This window comes from Desulfopila inferna (assembly GCF_016919005.1).
Taxonomy (GTDB): domain Bacteria; phylum Desulfobacterota; class Desulfobulbia; order Desulfobulbales; family Desulfocapsaceae; genus Desulfopila_A; species Desulfopila_A inferna.
Window position 1 is genome coordinate 224,533 of record NZ_JAFFQE010000008.1, and the last position, 16,717, is coordinate 241,249.

General features: G+C 46.4%; 16 protein-coding genes, 1 pseudogene and 1 riboswitch. Of the genes and pseudogenes, 5 read left to right on the top strand and 12 right to left on the bottom strand.

The window, feature by feature from the left end; all coding sequences use genetic code 11:
- Positions 1 to 98: 98 nt before the first annotated feature.
- From cobT to trpD, 3 genes are read right to left on the bottom strand one after another with little or no spacing between them, the layout of a single operon-like run.
- Positions 99 to 2,207, bottom strand: a complete 2,109-nt coding sequence (cobT, locus tag JWG88_RS18480) for a nicotinate-nucleotide--dimethylbenzimidazole phosphoribosyltransferase (RefSeq protein ID WP_205235270.1) — start codon at positions 2,205 to 2,207, stop codon at positions 99 to 101.
- Positions 2,208 to 2,211: 4 nt separating this feature from the next.
- On the bottom strand, positions 2,212 to 2,445 hold the full coding sequence (locus JWG88_RS18485) for a hypothetical protein (RefSeq protein ID WP_205235271.1): 234 nt from the start codon (positions 2,443 to 2,445) through the stop codon (positions 2,212 to 2,214).
- Positions 2,446 to 2,450: 5 nt separating this feature from the next.
- A complete protein-coding gene (gene trpD / locus JWG88_RS18490; RefSeq protein ID WP_337833141.1) occupies positions 2,451 to 3,551 on the bottom strand; it encodes an anthranilate phosphoribosyltransferase in 1,101 nt (366 codons plus the stop codon).
- A 180-nt stretch (positions 3,552 to 3,731) separates the two neighbouring features.
- Positions 3,732 to 3,958: riboswitch (cobalamin riboswitch) on the bottom strand.
- A 300-nt stretch (positions 3,959 to 4,258) separates the two neighbouring features.
- Between trpD and JWG88_RS18495 the strand changes: the two genes are divergently transcribed.
- Genes JWG88_RS18495 through JWG88_RS18510 form a run of 4 tightly spaced genes read left to right on the top strand, consistent with a single transcriptional unit; the run spans position 4,259 to position 7,241 of the window.
- Positions 4,259 to 5,182: a biotin--[acetyl-CoA-carboxylase] ligase gene (locus JWG88_RS18495; RefSeq protein WP_205235273.1), complete on the top strand. Its 924-nt coding sequence runs from the start codon at positions 4,259 to 4,261 to the stop codon at positions 5,180 to 5,182.
- Positions 5,183 to 5,198: 16 nt separating this feature from the next.
- On the top strand, positions 5,199 to 5,759 hold the full coding sequence (locus JWG88_RS18500; RefSeq protein ID WP_205235274.1) for a biotin transporter BioY: 561 nt from the start codon (positions 5,199 to 5,201) through the stop codon (positions 5,757 to 5,759).
- Positions 5,760 to 5,763: 4 nt separating this feature from the next.
- Positions 5,764 to 6,513 (top strand): energy-coupling factor ABC transporter ATP-binding protein, encoded by a 750-nt coding sequence (locus tag JWG88_RS18505; RefSeq protein WP_205235275.1) that lies wholly within the window; start codon positions 5,764 to 5,766, stop codon positions 6,511 to 6,513.
- Positions 6,501 to 7,241: an energy-coupling factor transporter transmembrane component T family protein gene (locus JWG88_RS18510; protein WP_205235276.1), complete on the top strand. Its 741-nt coding sequence runs from the start codon at positions 6,501 to 6,503 to the stop codon at positions 7,239 to 7,241. The genes JWG88_RS18505 and JWG88_RS18510 overlap by 13 nt, the downstream gene beginning before the upstream one ends.
- Before the next feature lie 86 nt (positions 7,242 to 7,327).
- Here the strand turns inward: JWG88_RS18510 and JWG88_RS18515 are convergent, their stop codons facing one another.
- The 9 genes and pseudogenes from JWG88_RS18515 to JWG88_RS18550 form a co-directional block, all read right to left on the bottom strand.
- Positions 7,328 to 8,308 carry a transposase gene (locus tag JWG88_RS18515; protein ID WP_205235277.1) on the bottom strand — a complete coding sequence of 327 codons (981 nt, stop codon included), beginning with the start codon at positions 8,306 to 8,308 and terminating at the stop codon, positions 7,328 to 7,330.
- Positions 8,309 to 8,391: 83 nt separating this feature from the next.
- Entirely contained in the window at positions 8,392 to 8,766 is a 375-nt protein-coding gene (locus JWG88_RS22240; protein WP_353740695.1) for a VOC family protein, read from the bottom strand.
- 80 nt (positions 8,767 to 8,846) lie between these two features.
- Positions 8,847 to 9,566 (bottom strand): ZIP family metal transporter, encoded by a 720-nt coding sequence (locus JWG88_RS18520; RefSeq protein WP_205235278.1) that lies wholly within the window; start codon positions 9,564 to 9,566, stop codon positions 8,847 to 8,849.
- A gap of 200 nt (positions 9,567 to 9,766) precedes the next feature.
- Positions 9,767 to 11,202, bottom strand: a pseudogene (locus JWG88_RS22320) (transposase).
- A 161-nt stretch (positions 11,203 to 11,363) separates the two neighbouring features.
- Positions 11,364 to 12,104 carry a hypothetical protein gene (locus JWG88_RS18530; protein WP_205235279.1) on the bottom strand — a complete coding sequence of 247 codons (741 nt, stop codon included), beginning with the start codon at positions 12,102 to 12,104 and terminating at the stop codon, positions 11,364 to 11,366.
- Between the two features lie 250 nt (positions 12,105 to 12,354).
- A complete protein-coding gene (locus tag JWG88_RS18535; RefSeq protein ID WP_205235280.1) occupies positions 12,355 to 12,933 on the bottom strand; it encodes a tetratricopeptide repeat protein in 579 nt (192 codons plus the stop codon).
- A gap of 285 nt (positions 12,934 to 13,218) precedes the next feature.
- Positions 13,219 to 13,434 (bottom strand): hypothetical protein, encoded by a 216-nt coding sequence (locus tag JWG88_RS18540; RefSeq protein ID WP_205235281.1) that lies wholly within the window; start codon positions 13,432 to 13,434, stop codon positions 13,219 to 13,221.
- Positions 13,435 to 13,553: 119 nt separating this feature from the next.
- On the bottom strand, positions 13,554 to 13,874 hold the full coding sequence (locus JWG88_RS18545; RefSeq protein WP_205235282.1) for a hypothetical protein: 321 nt from the start codon (positions 13,872 to 13,874) through the stop codon (positions 13,554 to 13,556).
- 164 nt (positions 13,875 to 14,038) lie between these two features.
- A complete protein-coding gene (locus JWG88_RS18550; RefSeq protein WP_205235283.1) occupies positions 14,039 to 14,839 on the bottom strand; it encodes a class I SAM-dependent methyltransferase in 801 nt (266 codons plus the stop codon).
- Positions 14,840 to 15,383: 544 nt separating this feature from the next.
- Between JWG88_RS18550 and ltrA the strand changes: the two genes are divergently transcribed.
- On the top strand, positions 15,384 to 16,706 hold the full coding sequence (gene ltrA / locus JWG88_RS18555; RefSeq protein ID WP_353740703.1) for a group II intron reverse transcriptase/maturase: 1,323 nt from the start codon (positions 15,384 to 15,386) through the stop codon (positions 16,704 to 16,706).
- Positions 16,707 to 16,717: the final 11 nt, after the last annotated feature.

Sequence of the window (16,717 nt, forward strand, 5' to 3'; positions counted from 1 at the left end):
GGGTTTTTTTTTACTTTTCCAAAAGACATCTCTTCACTTGGGTGGGGGTCGTAAAACAGGAGAATATTTCGCCAGGAAGCCGAAAAAACGGCTGCTTATCACCCATACAAAGGGCTTGTATCCACTCGGGCCTCTTCAAAGGAAGCCATGTCCCTCATCATCCGACAAGATAGTTCGATAAGATTCATGGTGATAGCTGCTCCTGTTCCCTCTCCCAGACGAAAATCCAGATCAAGTACAGGGTCAAGACCCATGAGATCAAGGGCCGCTTTTTGACCAACTTCAACAGACTTATGTCCTGCCACGAGATAATCTTTTACCTCAGGACAGATGAGATAAGCAAGGAGCCCTCCTGCAGTGGAAATAATCCCATCAAGTACAACGCAACAGCCTTCTGAGGCAGCCGCAAGAACAGCCCCACATATCCCGCCTAATTCGTAGCCACCAACTGCTTGTAACAGTTCCAGCGCATCTGTACTTCTGGGCTTATGCAAAGCAAGAGCTTTCTCCAGCACCTCTTTTTTCCTCAGCAGTCCTCTATCGTCAACACCGGTACCTCTACCGACAATTTCTTCAACACCCTTCCCTGTTGCCGCACATATTACTGCTGTGGCACTGCTGGTATTGCCAATACCCATTTCGCCGAGCCCCACAAGTTCACAAGGTTGTTTCTTTTGTTTTTCTAAAAAACAATCCATTCCATTTTCAATTGCACGAACAGCCTGTGAAGGGCTCATGGCTGTGGTTATGGCAAAGTTATTGGTTCCGCGGGCAACCTTTTTATCCATCAGTAAGGGATGTGCGCTAAAGCTGGCGTTCACTCCCATGTCGACCACAGCAAGTTCTATAGTATACTGCTTGCAAAAAACATTAATGGCGGCGCCACCCTTGAGAAAATTGTCAACCATTTGCACTGTTACTTTTGCAGGATAGGCGGAAACCCCTTCTTCCACGACTCCGTGATCCCCTGCGAAGACAAAGAGTCTTTTTATTTCAATTGAAGGGTTCAGGTTCTTTTGAATACAACTGAGCTGTACGGCAAGTTTTTCCAACTGCCCAAGGGCGCCTAAGGGTTTTGTTTTTAGATCCACCTTTTTCTGTGCCTGATTTTTGAGATGGCATGAAGTCGGCACAATTCTGTCCAGGATATCTGTTATTTTCGATGATTCATTTATACCCCGATGTACTCCATTAGCGGCACTGCCTTCGGCACCTCTCCGGATCACCTGCGCTGTAGCAGATCCACCTATTTTGACTATACATTTCAGATGCTTTCCATCCAGGATAGAGGGCAGTAAAGCCTCTACCTCATCCAGGGAAACAACCCGCTCAATAAGCAAAGAAAATGTATCCTGCAGTTGACCACAAATCCTGAGAGCCTCGACCATATCCGCTCTCTTCGGCCCATAACTTCCCAATAGGATGAGTTCCTTATAATGTATCAAATTCAAAAGATTGGTATCGATCTCCTGGTTTTTGCTTAAACCGCTGAAAAAGCCGAGACGTCCGCCCTTTCTCAGCTTGGTAATGCAAAGACTAAAGGCCACATGACTGGCACAGCAGTTCATGGCCAGGTCAAAATCAGCAGTCACTGTATCCTTACAGATTTCTATACTGTTTTTGAGCGCAAGATTGTCAAGCCTGGCAATTTTCTCCTGGCTCTGTTCGATGACAGTCACCGTACATCCCTTGTTTTTTAGCATGAAAGCGGCAATCATCCCCACCACTCCACCGCCATAGATTATGGCTCGCTCGCCTGACATGGGCCGCAACATGGAAAGAGCGTTTATAACGCAGCCAGCCGGTTCAGCAAAGGTTATCAACTCAGGAGTAAGACCTGATGGGGCAGGAATCAGGCTGTCTAGCGGTACCAGGACATGGCTGGCAAAGCCGCCATCTGAGTGGAAACCGATGATTTTCATTTCCTCACATAGGTTTTCCCGCCCGGACTCACAATAGGAACAGTTGCCGCAGGTCTGCCCTGGCCATACCGTATAGATTTTTCCTGTACTCTCATCAACACCGGCGATTTCATGACCTAATACCCTTGGCAGCAAAAGATCCCGGTGTCCCTGTTGCCACATCTTGGCATCTGTCCTGCACACACCACAACAGAGCACTTTTAAAAGCACATAACCTTCCCGCGCCTCTGGTAGCCCAACTTCCCCCAGAGCCATAGATCCGCATTTCTCCAGTGTCAGATTCATACACCTAAAGTTCCATAAAGGTTTCTTCAATTATTGTCAGTTTCATTAAGCGAACAAAGCTTACGCTAATAAGCATTTTTCTGCACTTTGCCTGCACTTCTTCAAGCTCCGCAAGGGGGAATACTGATGCTTTGTTCATTCCGCATCGCCGGAAATCGCCTTCGGCAAAACGAATGTAATCGTCGCCCACTTTGACGATGAGCAGTTCCGTTGTTTGCTGTGCAGCCTTCTCAACCATTAGCGTCACCCGCAAGTCAGGGCAGCTAGTTTTGCAAGTCCTGCATCTGCGTCTCGATTCTGCACCGACACCCACTGCTCCAGCGTCTCAAAGGCCCTGCCAGACAGCAGGATTTCCCTAGCCCTGGCAACTCCGTCCTGTATGCTGGAAACTTGATTTTGAACATAAAAAATCAAACTGCTATTTAAAATCACAGCATCATTTTGTGCGGTAGATCCTCTTCCGGCAAGGAGTTCACACATATTTTTTGCAGCGATATCCCGATTCTTTTCTGAAATCAGTAGTTCGGGTGCGTGCAAAGAAACACCCACTTCTTCCGGGACAAAAGATATTGGTTCAATCTTCCCCCCGCTTAAACGGGCCCCAACCGTCTCGCCGCAGACGGAAGCCTCATCCATGCCCTTGTCACTCCCGTCTATTGCTCCATATATAATAATCGCGTCACTGTAACCAATGGCCTGCATAACCTCTGCTACCGGCTGCAAAAGTGCTGGAGAATATACTCCTCGAACTGCAAATTTCGGAAGACCTGGGTGGGCAAGAGAGGCGGCAATATTGAGGGGAGAACCAAAACAGATTTGAGAAAGGATACGTCCAAGGGCCAGGGGATGGACCTGGGAACTCATGCCATTAAAAAGACCGATCCCCGCCTCGGTCACACTTTTTTTAACCAGATCAACACCACATTCCACATCGACTCCCAGCAGTTCGACCATATCAACCGTACCGCAGGATGAAGTGATAGCTCGAGCTCCATGTCTGGCGATCTTGACACCTCCCGCAGCCGCCACAAGCGAGGCAGCGGTACTGATGTTAAATGTCTTGAAGGTGTCCATGCCGGTACCGCAGTTATCGACAACGGCCAAACCTTCAAAATTCACTTTTACGGTGTCAAACTCGTATACTGCCTTCCAGCCGCCGGCAACCTCTTCTGCGGTTTCACCTTTTGCGGTAAGAGCGGCGAGAAATGCCCCTTGATGCATCTCGGAAACCTCGTTGGCAAGCACCATTCGAAACGCGTTGTAGGCACTCTCTTCTGAAAGGTTTTCTCCACGAATAAGCTGACCAATATACTGACCAAGTTTTTGATTCTTTTCCGTATCCACTGCATAACACCTCTGTGAAATAAAGTCTGGATACGAAAAACAGGCAGGAAGAGACAACTCTCCGTATCCGACATCATATGCATACAACCCAACATCCCGCTGTAAAAACCACAGGGGCATAAGGGAATGCATACCCAGATACAGAGAATCTCCAGTAGGTAAACTCTGATGATGGCTGAAACAACGCCACCATATCAGGCAGGCTTTCTGACTTACGAATTATTCTGCGAAATAACCGCCTTCCCGGATTTCCTCCAGTGACGAATCTTGATATGCTCAAGAGTTAAGACAGCAGGCTACTCTGTACTTAGTTATTGCAGGCTTCGTATACAGCAATGACTGGCTTGCGACGGATTCACACCGTCTTTCCTTTTAACATAGTGTGCACCTGATGAATTTCTTATACCATCTCAACTCAGAAATTCAATTGATTTCATGATCGCATCATTGCCCTCATATGAATACATGCGCAATGACAATGGACAAGGAATTTCTGCGAAAACGAAAGGAACCGGCTATCCCTCGATGAAATTCGCGAAGTGAGGAGCGAAATATGCCTGTGACTAACTTCATTCGAGCTGCTGGATTTGGAGTAGAGAAGCCTTAGCTTCCGTAAATGCTCATCTTTACCAGACCCTACCTGGCAGAAAATTATTGACATCCACTTCTATTTTCGTTAACCTCCTCTCCAACATAAAGGTAACGAAATGAATCCAAAAGATAAAATTTATAATCTGCTCAGAGATGCTGATGATGTCCTTTCCGGCGAAAGGATCAGTGAAGAACTGGGAACCAGCAGGGTCTCCGTCTGGAAACATATCCAGGGAATGGTTAAGTCCGGGATCCCTATTGTCTCCTCGCCAAAAGGATATCTCTTGAGTTCGGACCCCGACAGTCTGAATCCCCTTGAATTTGGTGACCGCAAGGATCAAATTCATCATTTCGGGGAAATACTTTCGACCATGAATGAAGCTATCAAGCTGGCCCAGCAAGGCTGCCCTGAATTTACCGTCGTTGTAGCCGAACGGCAGACGCAGGGACGCGGGCGCATGGAAAGAGTCTGGGCTTCAGCCGATGGAGGGTTGTATTTTACTCTTGTTCTGCGCCCAATCGTCCCTGTAATGCTGGCCGGTCTTGTTAATCTGGCAGCCGCAGTTGAGATGGCCGCACTTCTAGGCTCCTATGGTATTACGGCGTCTTTAAAGTGGCCTAACGATATCCTGGTCGGCACCCATAAAATTTGCGGGTTTCTCTCCCAGATGGAAAGTGAAGGCGATCTTCTCCGCCACTTAAATATCGGCATCGGTCTGAATGTAAACAATGATCCAAAAAAAGAAGAACCTTCAGCAGTTTCTTTGCGAGAACTGCTGGGCAGGCAGGTGCCGCGCAGAGAAATCCTGATAAATTTCCTGAACCGTTTCGAAAAGCGGCTTGAGAATTTTGATGCTGCTACGGTGATCGAGGACTGGAAGGCCGGTAACTCCACCATTGGCCAACACGTCAGAATTTCTACATTAAGAACTACAGTCGAGGGAGTTGCCATGGACATAAATGGCGACGGTGCTTTAATTCTGCAAATGGACGACGGCAGTCACCAAACGGTAGTACACGGCGATTGTTTCTACCAATAAAGGATATTCAATAAAGATGGACTCATCAACAGCACAATTGAAACCGATGGTATATGCATCACTCATGGCTACCCTTATAGCTGTGGGCTCCTACATCGCCATTCCGATCGGTCCAGTTCCCATTGTCATGCAAAACCTTTTTGTCATGCTGGCGGGCCTTCTGCTCGGCGGACGCTGGGGATTTACCAGTGTCGCGGTATATCTGCTGGCAGGAGCTATCGGTTTGCCGGTTTTTGCAGGCGGTACCGGAGGGATTGGTAAGTTTTTCGGACCGACGGGAGGCTATCTGGTGGGCTATGCCGCTGCGGTTTATGTCATCGGTATAATAAGCGAAAGAGGCAGGGATAGGGTCATTATCGATGTCCTTGCCATGCTGGTCGGCACAATCATCATCTATACCTTTGGCGTCTCATGGCTCAAAATAGTTACAGGCATGAGCGCATCCAAGGCCATAGCCGTTGGTATGTTACCTTTTATTCTGGGTGATGCCCTGAAGATCGCCGCAGCCATACCCATCGCCAGAGCTCTGAGACCGATTATAGCTGGTTCAGCAGGCCACCTGCATCCGGCAAAATAAAGCTATGGCCATCATTGAGACGTCCGTACTCTGTCATCGCTTCTCCGATGGCACCCTGGCTATCAACAATGTGTCCCTTACCTTGCGTAAGGGTGAATTTACTGTTATTGCCGGAGCAAACGGCTCTGGAAAAACGACTCTGCTGCGCCATTTCAACGGCCTTCTTTCTCCCGAGTCCGGTGAAGTCCATGTCAACGGCATCTCGGTCAAAAAGAATCCACAGGCTGCCAGACAAATGGTCGGCATGGTCTTCCAGGATGCCGACAGCCAGATAGTCGGGGATACCGTCTATGACGATGTAGCATTTGGCCCGGAAAACCTGCGGTTGTCCCGCAATGAGATTGACCGGCGCGTGGCCCGGTCCCTTGCCGACGTCAATCTTGCCGGGTTTGAGGACAAACGGCCGCACAATCTTTCCGGAGGCGAAAAGCGTCGTCTGGCCATAGCCGGTGTTCTGGCAATGGCACCGCAGGTGCTGTTAATGGACGAACCGTTTTCGAATCTGGATTATCCCGGCACATGCACTGTCTTATCCCATATCATTGATCTTCATAAGGCGGGCCATACGATAATCATAACCACTCACGACCTGGAAAAGGTGATAAGTGTCGCCCAAAGGTTGATTGTGATGGAGAAAGGACAGATAGTCGAAGATGGGCTGCCGGAGAATGTGATTCAGGGGATTGAACGATTCGGGGTTCGACCACCCTGCTCGGTTCAATTTGGCAAAGGAATTCAGCCATGGGTGAATTAGCGACAGTCGGTTTCACCCCGGGTAATTCATACCTGCACCGGCTGGACCCGCGTACCAAGCAAATATTGCTCATGGTTCTGGGAATGACCAGTCTGTGGGCCAATGTCCTGTTTTTAGCGATCACTTCGGTTGTTGTGATTTCTATGTTCCATTCAACCAACTTGCGCCTTTATCGCCTTATCCGTGAGACCAGGTATTTCCTGTTCTTTCTTCTTTTTTTATTTATCATTAAGGCGGTCCATCTTAACCAGCAGTTAATCCCGGAAATTACCTGGAGCCAGGCTGTAATCGCTCTGATATTCTGTTGGAGATTACTGCTGATTGTAATCATGGGTATGTTGCTGATCTCCACCACCCGTACCGCGGAGATACGCGCGACCCTCATCTGGGCCTTAAAACCAATTCCTTTTGTGAATGGAGAAACTACGGCGACAATGGTGGGCCTGATCGTGCGCTTTCTCCCCCTGATTCTCTTTGAGGCCGGTGAAATAGGGGATGCCATGCGGGCTCGGGGCGTGGAGCGAAGACAAAATTACCTGATCCGCATGATCAGGTTCACGACCACACTGTTTCGTCGGGCTTTCCTGCGGGCGGACGAGCTTGTGGATACCATGCAGGCCAGATGCTACAGCGAGCACCGTACCCTGCCGGAAATCTCTTTCGCTCTCAATGACCTGATTGCCGCCGCGGCAGGTATCTTAATGCTGCTGACGGCGTTGATCCCCTAAAAGTCCTGCAGATCAATTCCATTACTCGCTTCGGTTATTATCCGCTTCTCTCCAGTCTTCGTGGATGTTGAAAGAAGTAAGAAGGGTCAAGTCTTTGCTTGACTCTTGCTGAGCTTCTGACTTATTTCTTCAATTCGATCTCGTAATGGCTTGTCTTCCAGAAGTTTTTTCTCCGTCCTTGTAACAATACTGCTTACCGAACTGTATTTCAGAAGCTCAAATTGACGGCCTATCGTTTCAAGACTCAATCCGCATTTTTCCCTGGCAAGGTAGACAGCCACATTTCGAGCCTCGTTCACCTGTCCTCGTTTTGTCTGCTCTAAATGTTTTTGCTCAATCTCATAGTATTCACATACTGCCCTTTTAATATCGTCTATCGTCGGGGTAAGGTGCTTTGATTGAGGTATTTCTTTATGATTCTGTAGTTGTCGGTATGTGGATTTAACCCAATCAATAAAATTTTGAGAGCCGAAAAACGAAGTTAAGTTTTTTCTGCTGAAAAAATTGGTGAATTCAGCGGATTCTTCGCATTGTACAAAGTCTTTATACTGTTTTTTCGCCCTGTGTGGATCCTGATCGAACATACGAAGCAAAAACTCCTTATGCAGCCAATCCCATTTTTTCGCAGAGTTACTATACTCCCGATGGCTGGACCAGAGATAATCTCCCACACCATTACACATATTCGCCCTGACGGGGTTTCTGTGAATGTAACGTAATAATTCCAGGAGATGACTGTCTTCCTGGACGAGAACGCTCTTATAGCGTCCACGAAACAGTTGCCCATCGGTGTTCCGTCGCCGATTGTAACGCTGGGTATAGACACCGTTGATGTGTCGCATCGCCCGCGACAGATTAGCGAGAGGTGTCTGTACCAGGATATGATAATGATTGGACATCAGGCAAAATACAGAAACCCTGAGCTCGAACATCTCGGAGGTTTCCTGCAGTAGAGCAATAAAGGTCTCATAGTCATCTCTATCAACGAAAATATTTTCACCACGCCTTCCACGGTTCATCACGTGATACCACGCGCCGGGGTATTCTATTCGAAGAGGTCTAGACATAATGAAAGAATTTATTGCAATCCGCAGAATGAGTCATGCAAAGATTTGACCCCTTTCCTTTTCTTTACTCAGGTTAGGCGCGCCTACGACCATGACTCATTCTCATTGCATACGAGGTGAACAATTGACGATGGACTGGATATCCAGAATGCCTGAAATCCATCAGGTAACGGCTCGATGTCGTCACAGCGGACTACACCCGGGACCTTAAGTTGATCTGCTGCAACCGAAATGTCATCTGTTACAATCTCCAGCCATATTTCCGATTGGCTTATGCCTGGTACCCGATCTATCCACAGATTGTTAGACCCGAACTCGAAACCAATCGCGGGTGCGTGCTCGGTAATTTCTTTGAGGCCAAGTACAGAGCGATAGAAGTGAACTGTGGCCTCATACTGGTGAGGGGGTACCTTCATTGCGATGTTACGGCCAGCAGAGAACTTAGCTTGTTTAGTCATGTGTATGTACTCCTTTAAGCACCCTAACGTTTCAAATCTGCGGAGTTTTTTAGTCCGCTGAATTTGGGTGGTTAGCCGGGTTAATAGGAATTAGAAATCATATAACCTATGACTCCGAGGAGGAATCCAGATATTGCTCCTAATGATGGAGCCCAATGTTTTTTTATTCTAGCTTTTGGAGCGATATCTTGAAAGATTAAGTACAAAATTCCACCAGCGCAGAATACCATAATCCTGTCAAGCAAGATTTCATTCCCCGTCAAATATTTCAACCCAATGACAGCAGAAAGAGGGCCGAGTAACGCAAGGCCTGAAAAAATAATAATGGCACTGTGGCCGGAACAATAACGGTTAGCTTTAACTTCACGATAAGCATTGAATCCTTCAGGTAAATTTTGAAGCGCAATTAAAAATGCAACTAGCGATGCCTTAGATATGTCCGTTGAAATGATCGCCCCAAGAGCCATTGCTTCTGGGACAAAATCAAGCAACATTGCTATTACTTGGGAGATTGCTCCACCACGCAAAGAAATGAGAAATTCGACAAGTAAAAAAAATATTGCGCCACTGAAAAAGCAAATAGAGACCGAAAGGACAGATTGATTTTGAATTCCTTCAGGAATAAGAACCATAGCTATAGCCGCTAATAGTGCACCTCCTCCGAAAGAAATTACTGCATGACGGAATTCATTTTCTAGCCAATAAGGGTGTATGCGTTCAATGGCGGCAATTGCACCACCAATCGGTATTGCAATTCCTGCAAGTAATGCAAGCAACATAGCAACGTAAATTTCAGGCATGGTATCTTTCCTGGCTAACGAGTCTGTAGAAAAAGCCTCTTTTCAAAGGCGAGCTTCCGGAGCCACCTGATTTTAAAAAAAACCAGGTAATTGATTTCACCATCCACGACTTTTAAGATTCAGCTTCCCTTTATACCATTTTCGTTCACCTGGACCTATATTCACTGCTATTGCAGGGGGCCTTCCTACACTTTCAGTCTTTACGCAACTCCTTTTCCGAAGACATGCACTTTCTTCAAGTTATGTACAATACAGAAGAGATTCCATTGGGTATTTACCTTCTTCTTCCCCCGCAGGCTGAACCTATCCAGTCGCATAATGGATCTGATATGGGCAAAGGGTGGTTCGCCAACGGCCAGCCTCATTCCGTAGATGGTTCGACCGACAGTCGTATCGATTTTCCGTTTCATCTTTTCGGTAAACCTTTCTTTTCCTGATCGTGATTTACCCGTAAAGTAAGCAAGCTGGCGGATCTCTGTTTTCTCTGGGTAACGGAGGCATTGCCTTCTGAGCTTGCAGTTCATACAATCACGCTTTGCACCTTTGAACTTGTAGGCTTGATAGTCCTTCACCTTCACATTGGAACCGCTGCGGTAGAGTCTTTTGCCCGCCGGACAAACCGCATGGGACAGGTCGTCTGCAAAGAAAAAGTCCTTTGGCCTGAAGAGTCTTTTACCTCCACTTCTCGGCCTGCCGTGATAGCCGAGCAAGTCGTTGTAGCGCTCTTGGGTTGCAAAGCGGGGATCCCGTTTCCGGAAGTGGTTGTCTGCCACATAGCCGTCTATCTCTTTCTTGAAGAGATATTTCATGTTCCCCTCAGAATGGTAGCCGCTGTCGGCAACCACCTGAGCCCGCCCCAGTGCTTCTGCGTCTCCGATATTTTCCAAATTGGTTTTGATTGTTTCCACGGCAGGAATCAGCAAGTTACTCTCATGTCCCTGGCCATAAGCTTCAGCACCGACAATGATCTGGTGTTTCTGATCCACTGAGGCGACACCGACATATCCCTGAATAATGCCTTTGGAAGTTGCTATTTTGGCTGATTCGTTGTCAGTGGCTCAAGAACTTCCGGCTCTTCACAGGATTCATCCATGTACAGGTGGTGAGTAACCATCCGGCGCAGGGCTTGTTCCATCTTCTCAGCCTTGCGCTTCAAATCGGCCCGAGTTCCACTCCACTCCTTCGAGGCGTTGCTCGGCAATTTGCAGCCGTCAATGGCAAACATTTCCTTGGCGATGAGGTTTTGCTGATCACAGATCAGAAGCACCTGAAGAAAGAGACCGACCACTTCCTTGTCCATGCTGGAAATAAAATCGGCAATAGTCGTGAAGTGGGGGCGACTATTAGCTGATAGGGCCATGAACAAAATGTTTTCTTCACAGCACCGAGCTATGGCGCGGCTTGAGGTGATGCCTCTGGAGTAGGCAAAGAGGATGACCTTGAGCAGGATTCTGGGATCGTATGCTGGAGCGCCGGTTTCGTCGTTATGAAATCGCTGGTCGAAAATTGTCAGATCGAGCTCGTTGTCGACCAGATAATTAAGCGTGTATTCGAAGGTACCTTTCTGAATCTGCTTGTTGAAAAAAACCGGGATGAACTGACCTTGGGAGTAGGAGTAAGGCTTGTATTTTGCCATGATATCCGACTTTCGGTAGAGTTGAGCGGTTGATTACCAACATTTGCAGCTAAATATACCAATAAGTGCCTGTTTTTAAAAGCGCAAAAACCTTTTCCTACAGACTCAACGTTAAGTTGAGCGGCGAGATTCAGCGAGTCCGTCTCAAACGCTTGGTTATACTATTTTTTATGTTTAATTGTTGAAGGAAGTTCATCTATTTGAAACATAGAAATATGCTGCTGAAGTTTGCTCTCCATAACCCCACTACTCAGAATAGCCATTTCACCATTTATGGATTTCCATAGACCTTTCTTGAGATCAAACTGATGTCGCCCTATATAGCTACATGACATTTTAAATTCAGACCTTTCCATTTTCATCGGGTTTAGTGCTGTTCCATGCACTTGCTCAGTTAACATGTAATCTAGAATAGCTATTTTATTTCCTTCATTATCAATTTTGATATCTGACAGAACCACCTTATTTATTTTTTTAGCGCTATCAGCAGAGAAACCAACCCCCATCTGTAAACAATTCATATTAATTTCCCAGGAATCACCAACAGATACTGGTTTATTAGGTAATTGATGCATTAGAGCGATTAGATTTTTTTGTTTTTGTTCTAAATAAAAAGAAGTGATATTCCCTTTATGATCAATTACGCCTTCAAGTTGAGGGGCAGTATTCATAAGCTCAGTAAATTTTTTTAACTCTTCATTGTTTTCGTTTGGCTGAGAATTGCCAAAAGATGGCATCTCCCAGTTTTGGAAATATGAGGTGACTTTAATGTGTTTATCTGTAGTATTTTCCATAATTGTTACCATGTTGGTATTTTCTGGAAATTCCAGTGAATTGATAGACTCTTTAACTTCTTCAGTAATTTCTCCAGCATCAAAGACCTTTTCTATGTCAAATTTCATGTATCCTTCATTAGTCTGACTGAGGTCAGTTTTGTAGAAGACCTTAGTTGAAGGTACTTTCCAGAGAAGATCTATTTTTTCATTCGCAAAGGAAATGTTTGTTAGTAGACAACTGAAAGCGGACAGTGTTAGGATGCGTAAGACTTTAGAAAAAATGGTCATCATTTTAAAACCTTATGTTTTTTATGTATAACGTTGAGCTAACTTGCCGCGGCGCTGTTCCCGCGGTCAATGTTGAGCGCCTGGTTCGCTATTTTATGTTATTTTCTAGTTCTTTAATGTAGTTTGGGTCAAACTCATACCCAAGTTTTATTGCTTCATCTGCTTTCGATTTAGCATCTATAAATTTCTTCGTGTAAAAATAAAAAATTGACCAATTTGCTAAAGTTGGTGGGTAATGAGGTTCTATTGTAGTTGCTTCAACGAATAAACTCCCCGCTGTCCGAAAGTGTTCTTGAGCATCTTTTTTGTTACCCTTTTCGGATTGTAGATATTGGCCTAAAAGGGTATGAGAATAGGCGAGATCACCTATGATTTTGCCATTTTCAGGAGCCTTATCTTTTGCGATTTGAAGGTACTTTATAGAATCTTCAAGATTATGCTCTGGCTCCTCTTGAAACGCTCGTTGGCCAGTAATTAGGCCAAAACCCCAAAAGACTTCAGGATTATCTCGGTCAAACATCCATCCTTGGTTGAAACGTTTTATCGCAGTGTCTAAATCACTTTGATAATATGCTTCCCAACCACGTTGAGTTGCGCCATGACTAAATTCTGTGTTTCTTTCAACCGAAGGGTTGTGTTTTCCACCATACATTGGGAGTTCATTCATCGGTCTTTCTGCATGTGCAGAAAAGCTAAACAGAAAGACTAAAAGTATAGATATTAGTATGTTGATCATTTTTTTCTTTAGCGAACCAGTAATTATACGAACACACATTTTCGTATATCATGCAAGATTGAGTGATATACAGAAATAGCTCTATCCAACAACTATTGCCACTAATTCGCTCCTATTTGACACGAGTAGCAACGAAAGTACAACAAAATACAAGGATTAATTGGGAAATTTGTTATAGGACATCATTGTTTACGTATGAAATTTAGCTTTGATCTTTTAGTAGCCAGGATTTGTTAGCTTGGCGGCCACACTGAGGGCTTTGCTCAAGGCTGGGATATCTTCCGAGATGAGAATGATCTCGCCAGGTATGTTGTTTACTTTTTCATTTTGTTTGATGGAGATGCAGGTGCGGTCATTGGCATCTGGGGCATGGTAGAGGATGACGGAGAGGTCTGGTGTCACCGGGATAATTTTGATAATCTTGCCGGGCATGGAGTCTCCTGGCGATTATTGTGTTGAAAAAGATAGTTGCAGTTCCGGTTAGTGAAAGCTGCAGCCACTACAATGTTATGATGTTTTTCGGCAACCTGATGGAATAAATCGAACAAGAGTCAAAAGAAGACTTGACCCCTTGCACCTTGCACTAACTCCTTTGACCGAAATGCAATTTGCCATGCAACTAATTCAGATGAGACGTAAACAATGAATATTATGAGAAAGTAGATGATAATGAGAGACAATAAAACTAGAAGTGATTTTTGATTTGCTTGTGTAAATTTAATGCCAAAAGCAGATATTTTAGATGGTACTAGCCCGACCTTTGTAATTACTATCCCTATAACGGCTGCAGCTAAAAGATTCCTTCTCGTCCTGCGTGTTGTTTCATTTAATGGTTCTCTTAATCTCTCTGAAAAAGGATTAGATTCAGGCATAATAGGGACCACTTAATCCATAGATAATTTTTGCTTAAAGTTAACGCCAGGCTCATTCGCAATGCATGCAGTGGGCAAATTGCAGTAAAATGGAGCGTAGAGGAATGGCAGTTTGAACGCCGTATGCACTGTCGATTGCAGCCGCTTGTTCAATGCTCTTTGGGTTAATTAGTCGCAGTTGCAATATGAGCAGTGATTTCAAATTCTACAGTTTTTTCAATAGATGTATATTTAGACATTTCGCTCTCCGCTTCTAGTAATATTTCCTGAATGACGGATTCATCGAGCTGTATACCCATAATTGGCAGCCACCCACGAAGCTCGGCATTTACCATAGTTGAGATATCAGGAAATCGTGCCACACCTCGGTGTGTTTCTACTTTTACATTCGTTGCGCCAGCTTTAACTAATAGGTCTTGAAGCTTGGTTTTATTGCCCATATTAAATGGAACTGCCACCGCATGGGCTGCATCCTCCCCAGCAATATTTTTTATAATCTCATGCTCCGTCTGGTAGCCTGGAATGTTATCAATAGAATCCCAAACCGCTAGCGTTAGTACACCGTTCGGCTTTAATACGCGCAGAAACTCTTTAATTGCGGCCTGAGAGTCTTCAAAAAACATCAAACCAAACTGACACAAAACCATGTCAAATACATTAGAATCAAATGGCAATGACTCTGCTACACCTTGCTTCCACTCTATTCTGCTCTCATGCTCCTCGGCAACCGCAAGCATGCCCAAGTTGGGATCTAATCCAACTACCCGTCCTGATTTTTCTAAGCTTCGAAATATTTCTCTGGCTAATATACCGGTACCACAGGCGACATCTAATACGCTAAGTTTTGAACTTAAATCCAATTTTTGCGAAAGCACACTGGCCCATTGCCCAAAAAGTGCAGGCACAAACAATGAGTCATAGGCTCTTGCGCCTTCAATCTGAGACGCTAAATCTGTATTTTCCATGATTTCTCCTTGTTACATTGAACGTTTAGCTCAGCGGTGGCGCCAAAGAATTTCCCGCGTCATCGCCGCCGACGTTTACCGCCATCCGCTGAAGCGCCTTGTGTACGCCCGGCATGGGCGTGATCTAATGGGGTGTAAGTCCCCTGTATGTAAACCCTGTTACTGTCGTGATGACAGGAACATAAATACTAGTCGAAAGCAAGGGCGATCCCGCGAGGGCTCGTCCGGAGGAAGCTGGAGTACAACGTTATGGGCCGACGAACAGAAATGGCATACAAGGCCGAGTTTCCGGGTAAGTCAGCACAACATGACAATGCCTCGGGTTTAGGAGATACGGTAAATGCCACGGTCGTGTAACAAAAGATCACGTCCTTATCCGGGGAGACCTGTCCGGCCTGCGGTCCAACTCCCGTTGAAAAGCGTCATTCATGGTAACATGTCTGAGGCCCGGGCAGGAGTCAGCAGAGGTCATAGTAGCTCGCCATTGGTGAGCGAAGGACCGAACCCAGAGCAGGGAAAAGGCCCGGCATGCTCGACCAATGCGATGAACCCGTCCGGGGGAGCAGTTGGGCGGCGCGTTGCCGGAATACCAGATCCCGATGAACACCTGTTGGAGCAGATTCTCTCCCGAGCAAATCTGAGCCAGGCCTGGCGACAGGTCCTGGCCAATCGTGGAGCGCCTGGCGTGAACAACATGCCAATTGACGATTTCATTGCCTTTGCTCAGAAACATTGGGTAGAGATTCGTTCATCCATCTTTGCAGGAACCTATAAACCTCTGCCGGTCAAGAGGGTAGAAATCCCGAAAGCAACAGGGGGCACCCGTCCTCTGGGGGTTCCTGCCGTACTGGACCGCTTGATTCAACAGGCCATTGCACAGGTACTGTTCCCGATCTTTGACCCTGGATTCTCGGAGACAAGTTTCGGTTTCCGTAAAGGATTGTCGGCTCACGATGCCGTCTACCAGGTGCGTCACTACATTCGCGAGGGATACCGCGTGGCCGTAGATGCCGATCTGGCGAAATTTTTCGACACGGTAGAGCACGACGTTCTCATGAACAGGGTCAGCAGAAAGGTGCGCGACAAGCGCGTCCTGAAGTTGATCGGCGCGTATCTGCGGGCAGGAGTGATGATCGACGGCCGACTGCACGAGACCCGAAAGGGTGTTCCCCAGGGCGGTCAACTTTCACCCATGCTCAGCAATATCCTCCTGGATGAATTGGACAAGGAACTTGAGGGGCGAAGCCACCGCTTCGCCAGATATGCCGATGACTTTGTTATTTTGGTAAAAAGCCGTCGAGCAGGCGAGCGGGTGATGGCCAGCATCACTCAATTCCTGGAAAAGAAGCTTAAGCTTAAGGTCAATCAGGAGAAGAGCAAAGTGGCTCATACCAACGAGATCACCTTTCTCGGTTTTGCCTTTTCGGGCGCCAAAATATGCTGGTCGGATAAAGCTTTTGTGCGCTACAAACAGCGCATCAAGGAATTGACCGGGCGGAGTTGGGGTGTTTCCATGGAGTACCGACTGTTTAAGCTGGCAGAGTATTTACGTGGCTGGATGGGCTATTTCGGGAAATCGGAGCTGTACCGTCCAATACCTGAAATCGACCATTGGCTGCGACGCAGGGTGCGCATGTGCTACTGGAAACAGTGGCGTTACTGTCGCACCAAGGTTCGCGAGCTGACCAAGCTCGGAACGTTCCTGCGCACTGCCATCTCTGTCGGTTTGAGCCGGAAAGGCCCATGGAGATTATCCCACACATTGGCCACCCAATCGGGCATGACTAATCAATGGCTCAAGGATCAAGGTTTGCTTTCTGTCAAAGATCTATGGGTAAACATCCATTACCCGGCTACGGCTCGGTAGTCTCTGGGAAA

What these genes read in the sequence shown, in the direction of transcription:
- cobT (WP_205235270.1), bottom strand. Translation starts at nt 2,207, where the DNA reads ATGAATCTGACACTGGAGAAATGCGGATCTATGGCTCTGGGGGAAGTT.
- JWG88_RS18485 (WP_205235271.1), bottom strand. Translation starts at nt 2,445, where the DNA reads ATGGTTGAGAAGGCTGCACAGCAAACAACGGAACTGCTCATCGTCAAA.
- JWG88_RS18495 (WP_205235273.1), top strand. Translation starts at nt 4,259, where the DNA reads ATGAATCCAAAAGATAAAATTTATAATCTGCTCAGAGATGCTGATGAT.
- JWG88_RS18500 (WP_205235274.1), top strand. Translation starts at nt 5,199, where the DNA reads ATGGACTCATCAACAGCACAATTGAAACCGATGGTATATGCATCACTC.
- JWG88_RS18505 (WP_205235275.1), top strand. Translation starts at nt 5,764, where the DNA reads ATGGCCATCATTGAGACGTCCGTACTCTGTCATCGCTTCTCCGATGGC.
- JWG88_RS18510 (WP_205235276.1), top strand. Translation starts at nt 6,501, where the DNA reads ATGGGTGAATTAGCGACAGTCGGTTTCACCCCGGGTAATTCATACCTG.
- JWG88_RS18515 (WP_205235277.1), bottom strand. Translation starts at nt 8,308, where the DNA reads ATGTCTAGACCTCTTCGAATAGAATACCCCGGCGCGTGGTATCACGTG.
- JWG88_RS22240 (WP_353740695.1), bottom strand. Translation starts at nt 8,766, where the DNA reads ATGACTAAACAAGCTAAGTTCTCTGCTGGCCGTAACATCGCAATGAAG.
- JWG88_RS18520 (WP_205235278.1), bottom strand. Translation starts at nt 9,566, where the DNA reads ATGCCTGAAATTTACGTTGCTATGTTGCTTGCATTACTTGCAGGAATT.
- JWG88_RS18530 (WP_205235279.1), bottom strand. Translation starts at nt 12,104, where the DNA reads ATGAAATTTGACATAGAAAAGGTCTTTGATGCTGGAGAAATTACTGAA.
- JWG88_RS18535 (WP_205235280.1), bottom strand. Translation starts at nt 12,933, where the DNA reads ATGAATGAACTCCCAATGTATGGTGGAAAACACAACCCTTCGGTTGAA.
- JWG88_RS18540 (WP_205235281.1), bottom strand. Translation starts at nt 13,434, where the DNA reads ATGCCCGGCAAGATTATCAAAATTATCCCGGTGACACCAGACCTCTCC.
- JWG88_RS18545 (WP_205235282.1), bottom strand. Translation starts at nt 13,874, where the DNA reads ATGCCTGAATCTAATCCTTTTTCAGAGAGATTAAGAGAACCATTAAAT.
- JWG88_RS18550 (WP_205235283.1), bottom strand. Translation starts at nt 14,839, where the DNA reads ATGGAAAATACAGATTTAGCGTCTCAGATTGAAGGCGCAAGAGCCTAT.
- ltrA (WP_353740703.1), top strand. Translation starts at nt 15,384, where the DNA reads ATGAACCCGTCCGGGGGAGCAGTTGGGCGGCGCGTTGCCGGAATACCA.